The sequence below is a fragment of the Streptomyces sp. NPDC090045 genome (assembly GCF_044747975.1).
Classification (GTDB): Bacteria; Actinomycetota; Actinomycetes; order Streptomycetales; family Streptomycetaceae; genus Streptomyces.
This window is the reverse complement of record NZ_JBIVFA010000001.1, coordinates 723,347-736,890: the sequence shown is the minus strand read 5'-3', so window position 1 is coordinate 736,890 and position 13,544 is coordinate 723,347. Positions and strand designations below refer to the sequence as shown.

The 13,544-nt window shown below is 73.2% G+C and carries 7 protein-coding genes; 5 read left to right on the top strand and 2 right to left on the bottom strand.

Annotated features, from left to right (window positions below; genetic code table 11):
- Positions 1-48: 48 nt before the first annotated feature.
- Positions 49-717, bottom strand: a complete 669-nt coding sequence (locus ACIPYQ_RS03385; RefSeq protein ID WP_401245669.1) for a hypothetical protein — start codon at positions 715-717, stop codon at positions 49-51.
- Between the two features lie 171 nt (positions 718-888).
- On the opposite strand from ACIPYQ_RS03385, the gene merB reads away from it, so the two are divergent.
- Both merB and ACIPYQ_RS03375 read left to right on the top strand, forming a co-directional pair.
- A complete protein-coding gene (merB, locus tag ACIPYQ_RS03380; RefSeq protein ID WP_401245667.1) occupies positions 889-1,512 on the top strand; it encodes an organomercurial lyase in 624 nt (207 codons plus the stop codon).
- 472 nt (positions 1,513-1,984) lie between these two features.
- The gene (locus ACIPYQ_RS03375) at positions 1,985-2,749 is read left to right on the top strand and encodes a CAP domain-containing protein (protein WP_361763719.1); all 765 of its coding nucleotides are present in this window, start codon (positions 1,985-1,987) and stop codon (positions 2,747-2,749) included.
- Positions 2,750-3,028: 279 nt separating this feature from the next.
- On the opposite strand, the gene ACIPYQ_RS03370 is transcribed toward ACIPYQ_RS03375, so the two are convergent.
- Complete coding sequence (locus ACIPYQ_RS03370; RefSeq protein WP_401245665.1) at positions 3,029-6,016, bottom strand: bifunctional [glutamine synthetase] adenylyltransferase/[glutamine synthetase]-adenylyl-L-tyrosine phosphorylase; 2,988 nt, start codon at positions 6,014-6,016, stop codon at positions 3,029-3,031.
- A 176-nt stretch (positions 6,017-6,192) separates the two neighbouring features.
- Between ACIPYQ_RS03370 and ACIPYQ_RS03365 the strand changes: the two genes are divergently transcribed.
- The 3 genes from ACIPYQ_RS03365 to ACIPYQ_RS03355 all read left to right on the top strand — a co-directional run bounded on the left by ACIPYQ_RS03365 (position 6,193) and on the right by ACIPYQ_RS03355 (position 13,509).
- The gene (locus ACIPYQ_RS03365) at positions 6,193-9,855 is read left to right on the top strand and encodes a PIG-L family deacetylase (RefSeq protein WP_401245663.1); all 3,663 of its coding nucleotides are present in this window, start codon (positions 6,193-6,195) and stop codon (positions 9,853-9,855) included.
- Between the two features lie 290 nt (positions 9,856-10,145).
- Positions 10,146-12,206, top strand: coding sequence for a PIG-L family deacetylase (locus ACIPYQ_RS03360; protein ID WP_401245661.1), 2,061 nt, complete (start codon positions 10,146-10,148; stop codon positions 12,204-12,206).
- A 379-nt stretch (positions 12,207-12,585) separates the two neighbouring features.
- A complete protein-coding gene (locus ACIPYQ_RS03355) occupies positions 12,586-13,509 on the top strand; it encodes a hypothetical protein (RefSeq protein WP_401245659.1) in 924 nt (307 codons plus the stop codon).
- The last annotated feature ends 35 nt before the right edge of the window (positions 13,510-13,544 follow it).

The window sequence follows — 13,544 nt, the reverse complement described above, 5'->3', positions numbered from 1 at the left end:
CGAGACCGCTCAGGCCCTGGACGCCCACGGGGGCGGCATCGGCGTGTTTCAGGAGGCTGCGGCGGCCTTCTGGATGCGGGGGACGAAGAGCTGGGCCAAGGAGTGGACGGTGTCCGGATCCAGGGAGCTGCCTCCCCCGTCCTCCAGCCTCACCTGGGCGATGACCGTGCCCAGGCACATCGTGAGGTTCAGGCCGTCCAGGCCACCGGCGTTGCGGTAGTACGCGTGCCCCTCGACGCTGGGGACCGGCGCCACTTCCGCCTTGGTGTACTTGGCCGACCAGTCCTTCTCCTTGCGGCACGCGGCCCCGGCGGCCGTCTTGTCGGCGTAGGACTGGATGTCGAAGTACGCGAACTCGCCGAACGCCTCGAACTTCACCGAGCCGTTCGCGATGCGGGTGCAGTCCCAGTGCGTGTCCGGACCGCACTCCGCCGCGGACTTGGGCTGCTCCTCGACGTTCGCGCGGCCGGTCTTCGGCTTCCAGCCCTTCATCGACTCCGGGTCGGGAAGGGCCTGCCGGAAGCGGTCCTCGGTCTTGAACACGGTGTCGAAGTCCACCGCGCCGCCCTTCGGCTTGCCCGCATCCGCTCCCGTGCCCGCGGTCGCGCCTGCAGTCGCGCCTGCCGTCGGATCGGAGCCGCCTCCGCAGGCGGTGGCGAAGGCCGCCAGCGCCATCAGGACCGCCGCCGTCGAACCGCTGCCCGACCTCAACTGCATTCCCGTTCCCCCTGGTTCGCCGCCAGCCCATCAGGCTGCCGCATGATCGGATGATCATGGCAGCCATCCCCGAACGAATGAGACGGGGGTGGCCCCGGACGCGTCGCTCCGCGCTCCCTCGGGCCGAGAGCGAGGCTCGCTCCACGGGAAAGGACCGACAAGAGGACCGACATGCCGAGTGCTCGCGTGCAGCAGCTGTCCGACCAGCTGGTCGCCAAGTGGACCTCGCCGCAGGGCGTCGAACTGATGGCCGCGGGGGCCGTCCTGGTCGGCGGCCTCCTCGCGTACGGGCCGCTCAGCCTCCAGGAGGCCGGCGGGCTGCTGGACTGGCCCGCCGACGAGGTCCTGGACCGCTTCCACGCCATGGAGTTCGACCTGGAGACCGACGACCGGGGCCGCGTCATCGGCGCGGGCGTCTCCCTCGACGACCGGCGTCCCCACTCCATGCAGCTCCAGGGCCAGCTCGTCCACGGCTGGTGCGCCATGGACGTGCTGATGTTCCCCGTCGTCCTCAAGGAGCCGGCGAGTACGGTCACCTCGCGCTGCGCCACCACCGGCGAGCCGATCACGCTCACCGTCACCCCGGACGGGGTGCTCGACCTGAGTCCCTCCACCGCGGCGGTCACCCTCGCTCCCGCCACGGGCGCGGATATCCGGGAAGTCTTCTGCGACCGCGTGAACTTCTATGCCACCGCGCATCTCGCCGAGGCGGCCGTGGAACGCGACAGCGATCTGGCCGCCTGCTCCGTCGACGAGGCCTGGGCCCTCGGCAAGCGCCTCGCTGATCTTTTCTGACCCTCTGGGCAATTCCTCCGAATGCCGCCGCGAGAAAAGGGAACGCTCTCGGCACGCTCTTCACCGCGCCCCCGGACGCCGCGATCCGATGCACGGTTGCGTGACATGCGTCACGGTGCGCACCTCGGCGCCGGACTCCTTCCCGGGCGCGCCACGTCATCGACATTTCGACATTTGTCCGTTTTGGATTCGACATTCCCCTCTCCGGCGGGAACGGAATCCGCGCTACCGCCCGACTTGTCGTCGACTTCCCTGGTCACGGGCGCTCCTGAAGACACATCACATGGTTGTGCAAGTGACCTGATCGTGACCATGCACGATCATCGGCCCGTTTCAAGCCGGGTGCCGAATGCCCCGCGTGCACGCGAAGAGGAAACTTGCCAGGTCATTGGCGGGCTTCTAAGAATGTCGCTATTCCGGCGTCCCGCAGTTCCGGCGCCGGGAGCTTCGCGATCACCGAATGAGGTCACGCATGCAGAAGCATCGGAAGAATAAGCCGTACCGGAAAATAGTCATCGGCGTCGGCGCCCTCGCGATCGTGGGTGTTCCCACGGCCGCCATGGCCTGCTTCGACACGGACGACAGCGGCCGGACCCGTAACGCGAGCCACCAGGGCCAGCGCCCGTGGCAGTACGCGCCCTCGGCCGCGCCGAGCACCCCGGCGGCCCCCGTGGACGTCCCGACGGCGCCGAGCAGCCCCCCGGCCGCCGAGCCGAGCAGCCCCGAGGCGGCCCCCGCGCAGCCGGTCGTCCAGACCTCCCCGCCCGCGCAGCCGAAGCCGGCGAAGCCGCCGGTCGCCACCAAGAAGCCGCAGGCGCCCCAGCCCCCGAAGACCTCGGCCCCGTCGGCGCCGCCGGCCTCCGGCTCCGTCGCCGCCGTCCTCGCCCTCGTGAACCAGGAGCGCGCCGCCGCCGGATGCCCGGCCGTCGCCCTCAACGCGAAGCTCACGAAGGCCGCGCAGGACCACAGTGCGGACATGGCCTCCCACAGCAACATGTCCCACACCGGCTCCGACGGCTCCGACCCGGGCGCGCGCATCACCCGCGCCGGGTACACGTGGAGCACGTACGGCGAGAACGTCGCCTACGGCTACAGCACGCCCGAGAAGGTCATGGAGGGCTGGATGAACAGCCCCGGCCACCGGGAGAACATCCTGAACTGCTCCTTCAAGGAGATCGGTATCGGCCTGGCGCAGCCCGGCAACTACTGGACCCAGGACTTCGGCACGGCGCGCTGACGCCGCGGCCGGGCACCCGGGAGAGCGGGGCGCGGGCCCCCCCCCGGGGGGCGGGGGGCCGGGGGGGGGGCCCCCCCCCCGGGCCCCCCCCGCCCCCCGGGGGGGGCCCCCCCCGGCCCCCCCCCGGGGCCCCCCCCCCCGCCCCGCCCCCCCCCCCCCCCCCCCCGCCCCCCCCCCGGGGGGCCCGCCCCCCGGGGCCCGCCCCCCCCCCCCCCCCGCGGGGGCCGGGCCCCGCTGCGGTATGCCCTCGCGCACGGCGAACCGCGCGCCCGGGAGCGGCTACGCCCCGTAGAACAGCTCTTCGACCACCGCCCGGGCACGGCGGGTGATGCGGCGGTAGTCGTCCAGCATCTCCCCGACCGTGCCTTCGGCGTATCCGAGGTAGCGGCCGACCGCCGCGAGTTCGCGGGCCTCCGACGGGAAGGTGTCCCCGGCGCGGCCGCGGACCAGCATCACGGCGTTGCGGACCCGGGTCGCCAGCACCCAGGCCTCGTCCAGGATCTGCGCCTCGTCGGTCGGGATCAGTCCGGCCGCGTGGGCCGCCGCGAGCGCCTCGCGGGTACGGGTGGTCCGCAGGCCCGGTTCGGCCCAGGCGTGCTGCATCTGGATCAGCTGCACGGTCCACTCGACGTCGCTGAGGCCGCCGCGGCCGAGCTTGGTGTGCAGGGTCGGGTCGGCGCCGCGCGGCAGCCGCTCCGACTCCATACGGGCCTTGAGCCGGCGGATCTCGCGTACGGCGTCCTCCCCGAGGCCCTCCATCGGGTACCGCAGCGGGTCGATGAGCTCGATGAAGCGGTCTCCGAGATCGGCGTCGCCCGCGACGGGTTCGGCGCGCAGCAGGGCCTGGCTCTCCCAGGTCAGTGACCAGCGCCGGTAGTAGGCGGCGTAGGAGGAGAGCGTGCGCACCAGCGGGCCGGAGCGGCCTTCGGGGCGCAGGTCTGCGTCGATGAGCAGCGGCGGGTCGGTGGTGGGCAGCTGGAGCAGCCTGCGCATTTCGGCGATGACGGTCTGGGCGGCCTTCGCGGCCTCCTGTTCGTCGACGCCCTCGCGGGGTTCGTGGACGAAGAGGACGTCGGCGTCGGAGCCGTAGCCGAGCTCGTGCCCGCCGAAGCGGCCGACGCCGATCACGGCGAAGCGGGTGGGCAGGGTGTCGCCGTAGTGGCTGTGGACGGCGGCGCGCAGGGCCCCGGCGACGGTGGCGGCGGTGAGGTCGGAGACGGCGCCGCCGACCCGGTCGACGAGGGCGCCGTGGTCCTCCTCGGCCGGGTTGTCCTCCGTACCGTACGAGCCGATGATGTCGGCCGCGGTGGTGCGGAACAGCTCGCGGCGGCGCACGCCGCGGGCGGCGGCGACGGCGGCCTCGGGGTTCTCGGCGCGGCCGACGGCGGCGAGGACCTCCTGCTCCAGGGCCTCGTGCGTACGGGGCTGCAGGCCTTCGGGGTCGCCGAGCAGGGCCACGGCCTCGGGGGCGCGCATCAGCAGGTCGGGGGCGAGGCGCCCGGCGGACAGGACGCGGGCGAGGTTCTCGGCGGCGGCGCCCTCGTCGCGGAGCAGCCGCAGGTACCAGGGGGTCTTGCCGAGGGCGTCGGAGACCTTGCGGAAGTTCAGCAGGCCGGCGTCCGGGTCGGCGGAGTCGGCGAACCAGCCGAGCATCACCGGCAGCAGGGTGCGCTGGATGGCGGCCTTGCGGGTGACGCCCGAGGCGAGGGCTTCGAGGTGGCGCAGGGCCGAGGCCGGGTCGGCGTAGCCGAGGGCTTCGAGGCGCTGGCCGGCGGCGCGCGGGGAGAGCCGGGTCTCGCCGGGGGTGAGCTGGGCGACGGCGTCGAGCAGCGGCCGGTAGAAGAGCTTCTCGTGCAGGCGGCGGACGACGGAGGCGTGCCGGCGCCAGGCCTTGTTGAGTTCGGCGACGGGCTCGGTGCGCAGCCCCATGGAGCGGCCCAGGCGCCGCAGGTCGCTCTCGTCCTCGGGGACGAGGTGGGTGCGGCGCAGCCGGTAGAGCTGGATGCGGTGCTCCATGGCGCGCAGGAAGCGGTACGCGTCGTGCAGCTGGGCGGCGTCGGCGCGGCCGACGTAGCCGCCGGCGGCGAGGGCGTGGAGGGCGTCGAGGGTGGTGCCGGAGTGCAGGGTGGCGTCGCTGCGGCCGTGCACCAGCTGGAGCAGCTGGACGGCGAACTCGACGTCGCGCAGGCCGCCGGGGCCGAGTTTGAGCTCGCGGTCGACCTGGGCGGCGGGGATGTTGTCGACGACGCGGCGGCGCATCTTCTGGACGTCGGACACGAAGTTCTCGCGCTCGGCGGCCTGCCAGACCAGGGGCGTTATGGCGTCGATGTACTGCCCGCCGAGGTCGGGGTCGCCGGCCACGGCGCGGGCCTTGAGGAGGGCCTGGAACTCCCAGGTCTTGGCCCAGCGCTGGTAGTAGGCCATGTGGGAGGCGAGGGTGCGGACGAGGGGCCCGTTGCGGCCCTCGGGGCGGAGGTTGGCGTCGACGGGCCAGATGGTGCCCTCGACGGTGGTCTCGGAGCAGATCCGCATGAGGTGGGAGGCGAGGCGCGTGGCGGCCTGGATGCCCTTGCCCTCGTCCGTGCCGTTGACCGCCTCCCCCACGAAGATCACGTCGACGTCGGAGACGTAGTTGAGCTCGTTGCCGCCGCACTTGCCCATCGCGATGACGGCGAGGCGGCACTGCGCCGCGTCCTCGGGGGCGGCGGCGGAGGCGACGCGCAGGGCCGCGCGGAGGGTGGCGGTGGCGAGGTCGGCGAGCTCGGCGGCGGTCTCGGCGACGTCGATGGTGCCGCAGACGTCCCGGGCGGCGATGGAGAGCAGGCAGCGGCGGTAGGCGACGCGCAGGGCGACGGGATCGTGCGCGTCCGCGAGCCCGCTCTCGAACTCGGCGAGCCCGGGGTGCAGGTCGGCGGCCTCGTAGGTGACGAGGGTCAGCCAGTCCCGGGGATGGCGGGCGAGGTGGTCGCCGAGGGCCTCGGAGGCGCCGAGCACGCCGAGGAGGCGGTCGCGCAGCGGTTTGGCGCTGACGAGCGTGTCGAGGAGGCCGGGCAGCTCGCCGGACGGCTGCGCCTCGGCGAGGCGGACGAGCCCGAGGAGGGCGAGGTCGGGGTCGGCGGTCGCCCCGAGGGCGTCGAGCAGCACCGGATCGGCGCGTACGGCCGCCAGCGCTTCGGCGTCGAGGAGCCGGGCCGCGGCGGAGGGGTCGGTGAAACCGCTGCGGAGCAGCCGGATGAAGGTGCTGCTCCTGCGTCCCGGGACTGTCATCCCGCCGCCTCCTGCGGTTGTCGCTGCCACTGCCCTGGCGTACCTGGGGTGAGCGTATCCGGAGCAGGCGTTCGACTCACCGGCAGTACCATGACGGGGATTATCGGATTATCCGAATATTTGATGTGTGATGCGTGTTGGGGCCCGCTCCCCGCCGACCGGCCACGAGGAGCCCGATGTCCGACGGACACCCCCGCCCCGGCTGGAACGGCCGGCCGGAGGCCTGGCCGTCGCCCGGCGGGCCCGAGGACGACCAGACGTACGAGGCCCACCAGCCCTACCAGACCCACCAGGCCGATCCCTTCCAGCCCTACCCGGCCCACCCGACCCACCACTCTCACCAACACCCGTACGCGTTGCACCAGTCCGAGCCGGGCCACGCACCGTACGAGGCCGAGCGCGCCCCCGCGCACGACGAGCCCGGCCACGCCTACGCACCTCAGCAGCCCCACCAGGCCTACCCGTACCAGGAGCCGGGGCCTGCCCAGCAGGCGTACCCGCACCACGGGTCCGAGCCCACCTGGCAGGCCTACCCTCCCCGGGGGCTGGGGCCGACCCAACAGGCCGACGTGCACCAGGGGTCGGGGCCGACCCGGCAAGCCGACGTGCACCACGGGGCGGGGCCCGCCCAGCAGGCCGACCTGCACCACGGGGCGGGGCCCGCCCAGCAGACCCACCCGCACCAGGGGTCGGGGCCGACCCGGCAAGCCGACCTGCACCACGGGGCGGGGCCCGCCCAGCAGGCCTACCCGCACCACGGGTCGGAGCCCACCCGGCAGGCCCACCAGGCCCATTGGACCCACGAGGCCGGGCAGGCCTACCCGCCGCAGGGGGCCGAAGCCCACGCGTACCCGCCTCAGGGGGCCCAGCAGGCCCGACACTCCCACCTGCCCCACCAGGCGGGCGGGCCCGAGGCGTACGGGCCTCAGCAGGCCGGGGTGAACCGGGCCTACCGGCCCGGGCAGGCCCAACAGGGCCCGCAGGCCCACCCGTACGAGGGGGCGGAGCCGGCCCGGCACGGCCATGTGCCCCACCCGGCCGGGGAGGCCGGGCCCCACGGGCCCCACGGGCCCCAACAGACCCAGCAGGCCCACCCGTACCACCAAGCCGGCCCGACCCAGCACGCCTACCGAGCCGAGCAGAACCACCCTCCGCACGGAGCCGAGGCCCACGGGTACCCGGCACACGAGGCCGAGGCCCACGCGTACCCGCCTCACGGAGCCCAGCAGACCCACCAGGCCCACCCGTACCCCGGGGCCGAGCAGGCCTCCCACGCGTACGCGCCCCAGCAGGCCGGGGAGGCCGGGGACCACGGGCCCCAGCAGACCCATCAGACCCACCAGGCCGACCTGCACCACGAGGCGGAGCCGACCCCGCACGTCTACCCCTCTCCCCGGGCCGAACAGGCCGCGGCGCACCGGCAACAGCAGGTCCCGCAGGGAGCCCCGCCCCGCCGGGCCCGCCGGGCCGATGCGGCCCAGGAGGCTCCGGAGGCCGAGGTTCTGGAGGCCGAGGGTCCGGCCGGCGGGCGGAAGGCCGCGCGGCTGGCCCGTGAGGCCGAAGGTACCGGTGGCGGCGGCCGGCGCGGCCGCGCAAAGGCCCCCGCCGCGCCGCAGACCGCACGCGGGCGCCGCCGCGCCGGCGGCAAGGACGGCTCCGGCAACGGGAACGGCTCCGGCCACGGCTCCGGGGACGGGCCCGGCAACGGGGACGGTCCCGAGCCGGCCGGCGGCCGCGCTGCGCTGCCGAACCCCCGCCACCGCCGGGCCCGCCTCGTCAAGGCCGTCGCCCTCCTCGCCGCCACCGCCGCCTGCGGCATGCTCGTGCTCCGCGGCAACGAGGCCCTGGACGGCCTCGCCTCCACCGCCGACCCCGACAGCGCGGCCTCCGCCCCCGCGGCCGTCGCCGACGCGCCGGACCCCGGCCGGGTGCTCCAGGTCATCGCGCACCCCGACGACGACCTGTACTTCATGAATCCGGACCTCCATTACTCCATATCCGCCGGTCACCCCGTGACCTCGGTCTACCTCACCTCCGGCGAGGCGGACGGCATCAACGCGGGCGCCGCCAAGGAGGCCACCACCGCCCCCAACAAGGCCGCCTACGCCGAGGCCCGCCAGAACGGCATCCGCGCGGCCTACGCCAAGATGGCCACCGGCGACCGCAGCAGCGCCTGGAAGCGCACCGTCGTCCCGACGAAGGGCGGCGGCCACGCCGAGGTCGACGTCCTCGTCGCCAAACCCCAGGTCAACCTGGTCTGGCTGCAACTGCGCGAGTCCGGCCACGGCTACGCCGACGTCCCCGAGAGCCTGCACGGCCTGTGGGACGGCAAGGTCGCCCGGCTGGATTCGATGCTCGCCTCCGGAACGCCCGTCAAGCAGAGGTTCTCGTACTCGAAGGACCAGGTCGTCCAGAGCCTCGTCGGCGTGCTGGAGCAGTACAAGCCGACCACCGTCCGGTCCCAGGACCCGACCCCCGGCCGGTTCCCCGACACCAAGCGGTACACCGACCACCAGGACCACTTCTACGGCGCCCGCTTCGTGCAACTGGCCACCGCCGCCTACGCGAAGGACGTCAAGGACCGCCCGCACTTCGCGGTGCAGAACTACCTCGGCTACTTCAACGGCTCCCTCCCCAGCGCGCTGGACCCGGACGAGGCCAAGGAGAAGCTGGACATCCTCGACACCTACGCCTGGCTCGACCGGCAGAACCACTGCGGCAGCGACGCGGGCTGCGGCGACCTCAAGGTCGCCGACCATCCGGCCGGCAACCGGTGGTCGGACTCCATCAACTACGCCCGCGGCAACAGCACCACCTGGCTGACCTCCGACAAGGAGCACGGGCTGTGGGCCTTCAAGGTGCTCGACGGCCAGGTCGCCGTCTGGCACCGGCCCGGTCTGGTCGGCCGCTGGAAGGGGCCGGACCTGCTGCCCGGCACCGGCATGGACCCGGGCGTCGGCACCGTCACCCTCAAGGACGGCCGGATAGCGGTCTTCGGCACCCGCACCTCCTTCGGCGCGAAGCCCACCGACTACAAGCGCGAGGTCGTCCACACCGTCCAGAAGGGGGCGGGGTCCGAGGAGTTCGGGGAGTGGCAGTCGCTCGGCACCCCCGAGACCGCGGACGAGAACTGGACCTCCGACATCAGCTCCCCGGCCGTCTCGATCGACGGCACCGGGCAGCCCGCCGTGTACGTCCGCGACGGTGCGTACACCCTGCGCGGCCGGGTGCAGCAGGCGGACGGGAGTTGGGGGCCCTGGGAGAAGTACGGCGGCGCCGATCTGCACGGCACCCCGGCCACGGCGACCGACGGAGCCGGGCGGCGCATGGTGTTCTCCGCCACCTCCAAGACGGTGGTGGGCTGGGTGCAGCCGAAGCCGGGCGCCCCGCTGGGCCCGGTCACGCCCACGGGGCTGCCGGACACCACGCTCCCGCTGACCGCGGAGGGGCGCGAGGGCGGGGTGCGGCTGTGGTTCCGCAAGCCCGGGTCGGGCAACGTCCGTACGGCCCTGATGACGGGCGACGGCGGGCTGAAGCTGAACAACATGACCGACCTCGGCGGGCTCCAGGGCTTCGGCTCGGTGACGGCGAGCGGTCACGTGCTGGCGGGCCGCTCGGCGGGCGGGCAGCTGGGCGCGGAGGTCGGCCCGGGCCGGCCGTGGGAGCGGTCCCCGCTGATGTTCGTGGGCGCGCCCTCCTCCGTGATGACCGGGAAGAGCATGGTCAGCCTGGCGGTGGTGGGGCTCGACGCGCGGCTGTACGTGACCTCTTCGGCCGACGCGCCGGACGCGTACCTGGCGCCGTGGCAGCCGGTGGGGCCGCGCAACACGGCCCCGTAGAAGGGCCCTTGTAGACGGAGGCCTCAGAACGGGGGCGCGGAAAAGGGGCGCGGGAAGGGGGCGCCGAAAGGGGCGCAGACGGAAGACGCGGAAAGGGGCCAGAGGCGGACGAAGCGCCTCCACATCCCCCTCGCATACCGGGATCAAAGCCCTATACGACGCCGTCACATCCGGTCGCTTTCGGAAAGTGGCAGTCATCGGCCGAATCGGTGAACCAAGTTCCCCGATTTGGCCTCTCTCTGACTGCTCAAGCGGTTTCTCCGCCCGGACCGAACCCAAGGCGTGACCCGATGCCCGTGACCCGTCGCCGCTTCGCGGCCCTGCTCACCGTGCTGACAGCCGGCGCCACCGGCGTGCTCTCCGTGGCCACCGGCCAGCAGACCTCGGCCGAGGCCACCCAGGAGAAGGGCCCGACCGCCGCCCTGCCCGCGAGCGTCACCGCCGGGTCGGTCGTCCAGGTCGTCGCACACCCCGACGACGACCTCTTCTTCATGAACCCGGACCTCAGCCGTTCCCTGATGGCCGGCACCCAGGTCACCACCGCGTACCTCACCTCCGGCGAGTCCGACGGCCGCAACGAGGCCGGCGGCGGCGCGGCCAAGGACCCCGAGCAGCCCGCCGACCGCACCCACTACGCGGAGGCCCGGCAGAACGGCATCCGCTCCGCGTACGCCCAGATGGCCACCGGCGACCGCACCAGCGCGTGGAAGCGCACGGTCATACCCACCGACGGTGGCGGCCGGGCCGAGCTCGACGTCCTCATAGCGAAGCCGCAGGTCAACCTGGTGTGGCTGATGCTGCGCGAGGCCCGCAGCACCGGCGGGGACAACCCCGAGAGCCTGCGCGGCCTGTGGGACGGCCGGATAACCGCGCTGGACGCCCAGCTCACCTCCGGCACCCCGGTCAAGCAGCCGTTCTCGTACACGAAGGACCAGCTCGTCCAGTCGATAGCCGGAGTCCTGGACCGGTACCGGCCGACGACGATACGGATGCAGGACCCGACGCCGAACCGGTACGGGGACAACGGCCGCTACACCGACCACCAGGACCACATGTACGGGGCGCGCTTCGTGCAGGCCGCCACCGCCGCCTACGCCGCCCAGGTCCAGCGCCGCCCCCACTTCTCGGTGCAGAGCTACCTCGGCTACCACAACAGCACCCTCCCCCACTCACTGGACCCGCAGACGGCCGAGACGAAGACCGGCTACCTGCGGACCTACGCCTGGCAGGACCACCAGGACCACTGCGGCAGCCCCTCGGGGTGCGGCGACCGCAAGGTCGCGGGCAACCCGACCGGGCGCAACTGGGCCCAGTCGCTGCGCTACACCCGCGCCGACAGCACCTCCTGGCTGACGCAGGGAACGGCCGGCCGCCTCTGGGCGTTCGCCGCGCTCGACGGGCAGATGGCGTACTGGACGCGGGGACCCGGCGGCGACTGGGCGGGCCCGGTCCTCCTCCCGGGCACGGGCATCGACCCGGGCGCGGCCACCGCCCGGCTCCCCGACGGGCGCATCGCCGTCCTCGCCACCCGGACCGCCTTCGGCTCCGTTCCCACCGACTACCGGCGCGACGTCGTGTACGCCGTCCAGTCCGCGCCCGACGGCCCGTTCGGACCGTGGCAGTCGCTCGGCACTCCCGAGCGGAGCGACCAGGAGGGCACCTCGGCGATCAGCGCCCCGGCGGCCGCCGTGGACGCGCAGGGCCTCCTCACGGTCTACGTTCGCGACTCCCGCCGCACCCTGCGCGCCACGGACCAACTGCCGGGCGGTGGCTTCTCCCCCTGGCAGCGCCTGGGCGGCGAGGACCTGCAGGGCGACCCGGTGACGGCGGTCGACACCGCCGGCCGGCGCCACGTGTACGCCACCACCACCAAGTCGGTCCTGGCCTGGACCCAGCCCGCCCCGGGCTCCGCACTGGCGGGCCCCTCGCCGACGGGCCTGCCCGCCACGACGGTCCCCCTCTCCGCCTCCCCGGACGGCGCGGGCGTCCGCCTGTACTTCCGCCGCCCGGACTCCGGCGTCGTACGCACCGCCCTGGTCACGGCGGGCCCCACGGCCAGGCCCCAGGTCTCCAGCGTCGCCGAGGCGGGCGGCCGCGCCGGCTACGGCGGGGTCGGCGCCGCGGGCCGCCTCGTCGCGGGCCGCGGCGAGAACGGCACCATCAGCACCACGGGCCTCGGCGGCCCCCCTGCCTGGGTGGAATCCCGCATGCTCTTCGCAGGCGCCCCCTCAGCCGTCCTCGAACCCACGGGCACCACGACAACAGCCGTCCTGGGCCTGGACGCCGAACTCCACACGACAACCACCCCCACCACCCCCACCCGCCCCACCTGGCACCGCGCGGTCCACTGAGCCGACGCCTTGCCTTGAGCAATCGATTGACACCCAAGTGACTTGTGTCACTAACCTGTTGACCTATGACCACCTTGGGGGGGGCGGGCGCACTGGCAGGGGGGCGTATCGCGGTTTCAAGACCGCGAAGCGCGTTTTCCACCAGCGGTCCCTACTGGCCGACATCCGATACCGAGCAGTTGTCGAGGCCCTCTATCCGGGCCGCAAGCGGGACGATCCGATCCCGTCCACCATCTCCCAGGCAGCGAAGCTGCTGTGTGACGAGCTGGACTACGTCGAGATCCCGGAGGAACGCAGTCGCGGGTTCATGAGGGGCATGCGGCGCCGGATCCAGGAGAACGTGACCCACGGCATCCGATTCCCGGAATGGCGTGCCGGCATGCACACCACGTTCTTCAGGCGTCTCACCCTCTGGGGGCAGCGGGTCGCCGAGAGCGAGAAGGGAGGCGAAGCCCTCGACCTCGCGGGGATCCCGCCCGACCCGCAGCGGGCGGCCCTGTTCGGCCGACGGTTCTCCGTGGCCACCTACGGGCTCCTGATCGACTCGCGCGGGCCCTCCGATGACGAGGAAACCCTCCGCATCGAGATGGCGAACGAGATCCTCCACGGGATGTCGGACGACGCCCGCGTCGAGCGCTACCGGCTGCTCCAGGACGCCGTCAATTCGCTGGCCACCGGCCTGTTGACCATGGCCACGAGTTACCTGGGCTTCGGCCAGAGCATCGAAGACGCCCTCGCCCTCAGCGGTGCGACCTTCGCCCTCGCGGCCAGTGTCATCACCGTTCGGCACCTCGGTTCTCCGGCGATGAGCGAGAAGGCACAGGAGGCCCGCCGGCAGGCACGGAACTGGCTCTTCTCGCTGCACGCATGGATGGTCGGATATGTCCTCTGGGGGCGGGGAGCCGTACAGAGGGGCGAGTACGAGGGGATCGACCAGCTGGCCTACATCGTGCGCTGCCTGGCCACGCACGACGCGGAGATCCCGGACCTGCCGAGGGACCCGGACATCCAGGAGGACCTCGTCCTCCTGATCGAGAACTCGGAGAGAGCTGGCGACACCGAGCTGACCGCGGCGTTGATGCGGCTCCAAGGCGTCCTGCGCTGGAGAAGCGAGCACCTCGGTTCGGCCATCGGCAACCTCATAGCCATCGTTCAGAACATTCCCGACTTCGGGGAGGAGATCAGCCCCCCGATCATGCTGACCGCCGGCGAACCGGACCGACCCGAACTACCGCCCCCTCGGCGGGAAGCCACTCCCGACGAGGAACCACGCCCGGGAATCCCGCCTTCCCGAACCGAGTGAAGCCGTCAAGAACAAGCGGCCCCCGACCACGTCGG

Excerpts from the sequence above, each read along its gene's own strand:
- ACIPYQ_RS03385 (WP_401245669.1), bottom strand. The coding sequence starts at position 717 with ATGCAGTTGAGGTCGGGCAGCGGTTCGACGGCGGCGGTCCTGATGGCG.
- merB (WP_401245667.1), top strand. The coding sequence starts at position 889 with ATGCCGAGTGCTCGCGTGCAGCAGCTGTCCGACCAGCTGGTCGCCAAG.
- ACIPYQ_RS03375 (WP_361763719.1), top strand. The coding sequence starts at position 1,985 with ATGCAGAAGCATCGGAAGAATAAGCCGTACCGGAAAATAGTCATCGGC.
- ACIPYQ_RS03370 (WP_401245665.1), bottom strand. The coding sequence starts at position 6,016 with ATGACAGTCCCGGGACGCAGGAGCAGCACCTTCATCCGGCTGCTCCGC.
- ACIPYQ_RS03365 (WP_401245663.1), top strand. The coding sequence starts at position 6,193 with ATGTCCGACGGACACCCCCGCCCCGGCTGGAACGGCCGGCCGGAGGCC.
- ACIPYQ_RS03360 (WP_401245661.1), top strand. The coding sequence starts at position 10,146 with ATGCCCGTGACCCGTCGCCGCTTCGCGGCCCTGCTCACCGTGCTGACA.
- ACIPYQ_RS03355 (WP_401245659.1), top strand. The coding sequence starts at position 12,586 with ATGCACACCACGTTCTTCAGGCGTCTCACCCTCTGGGGGCAGCGGGTC.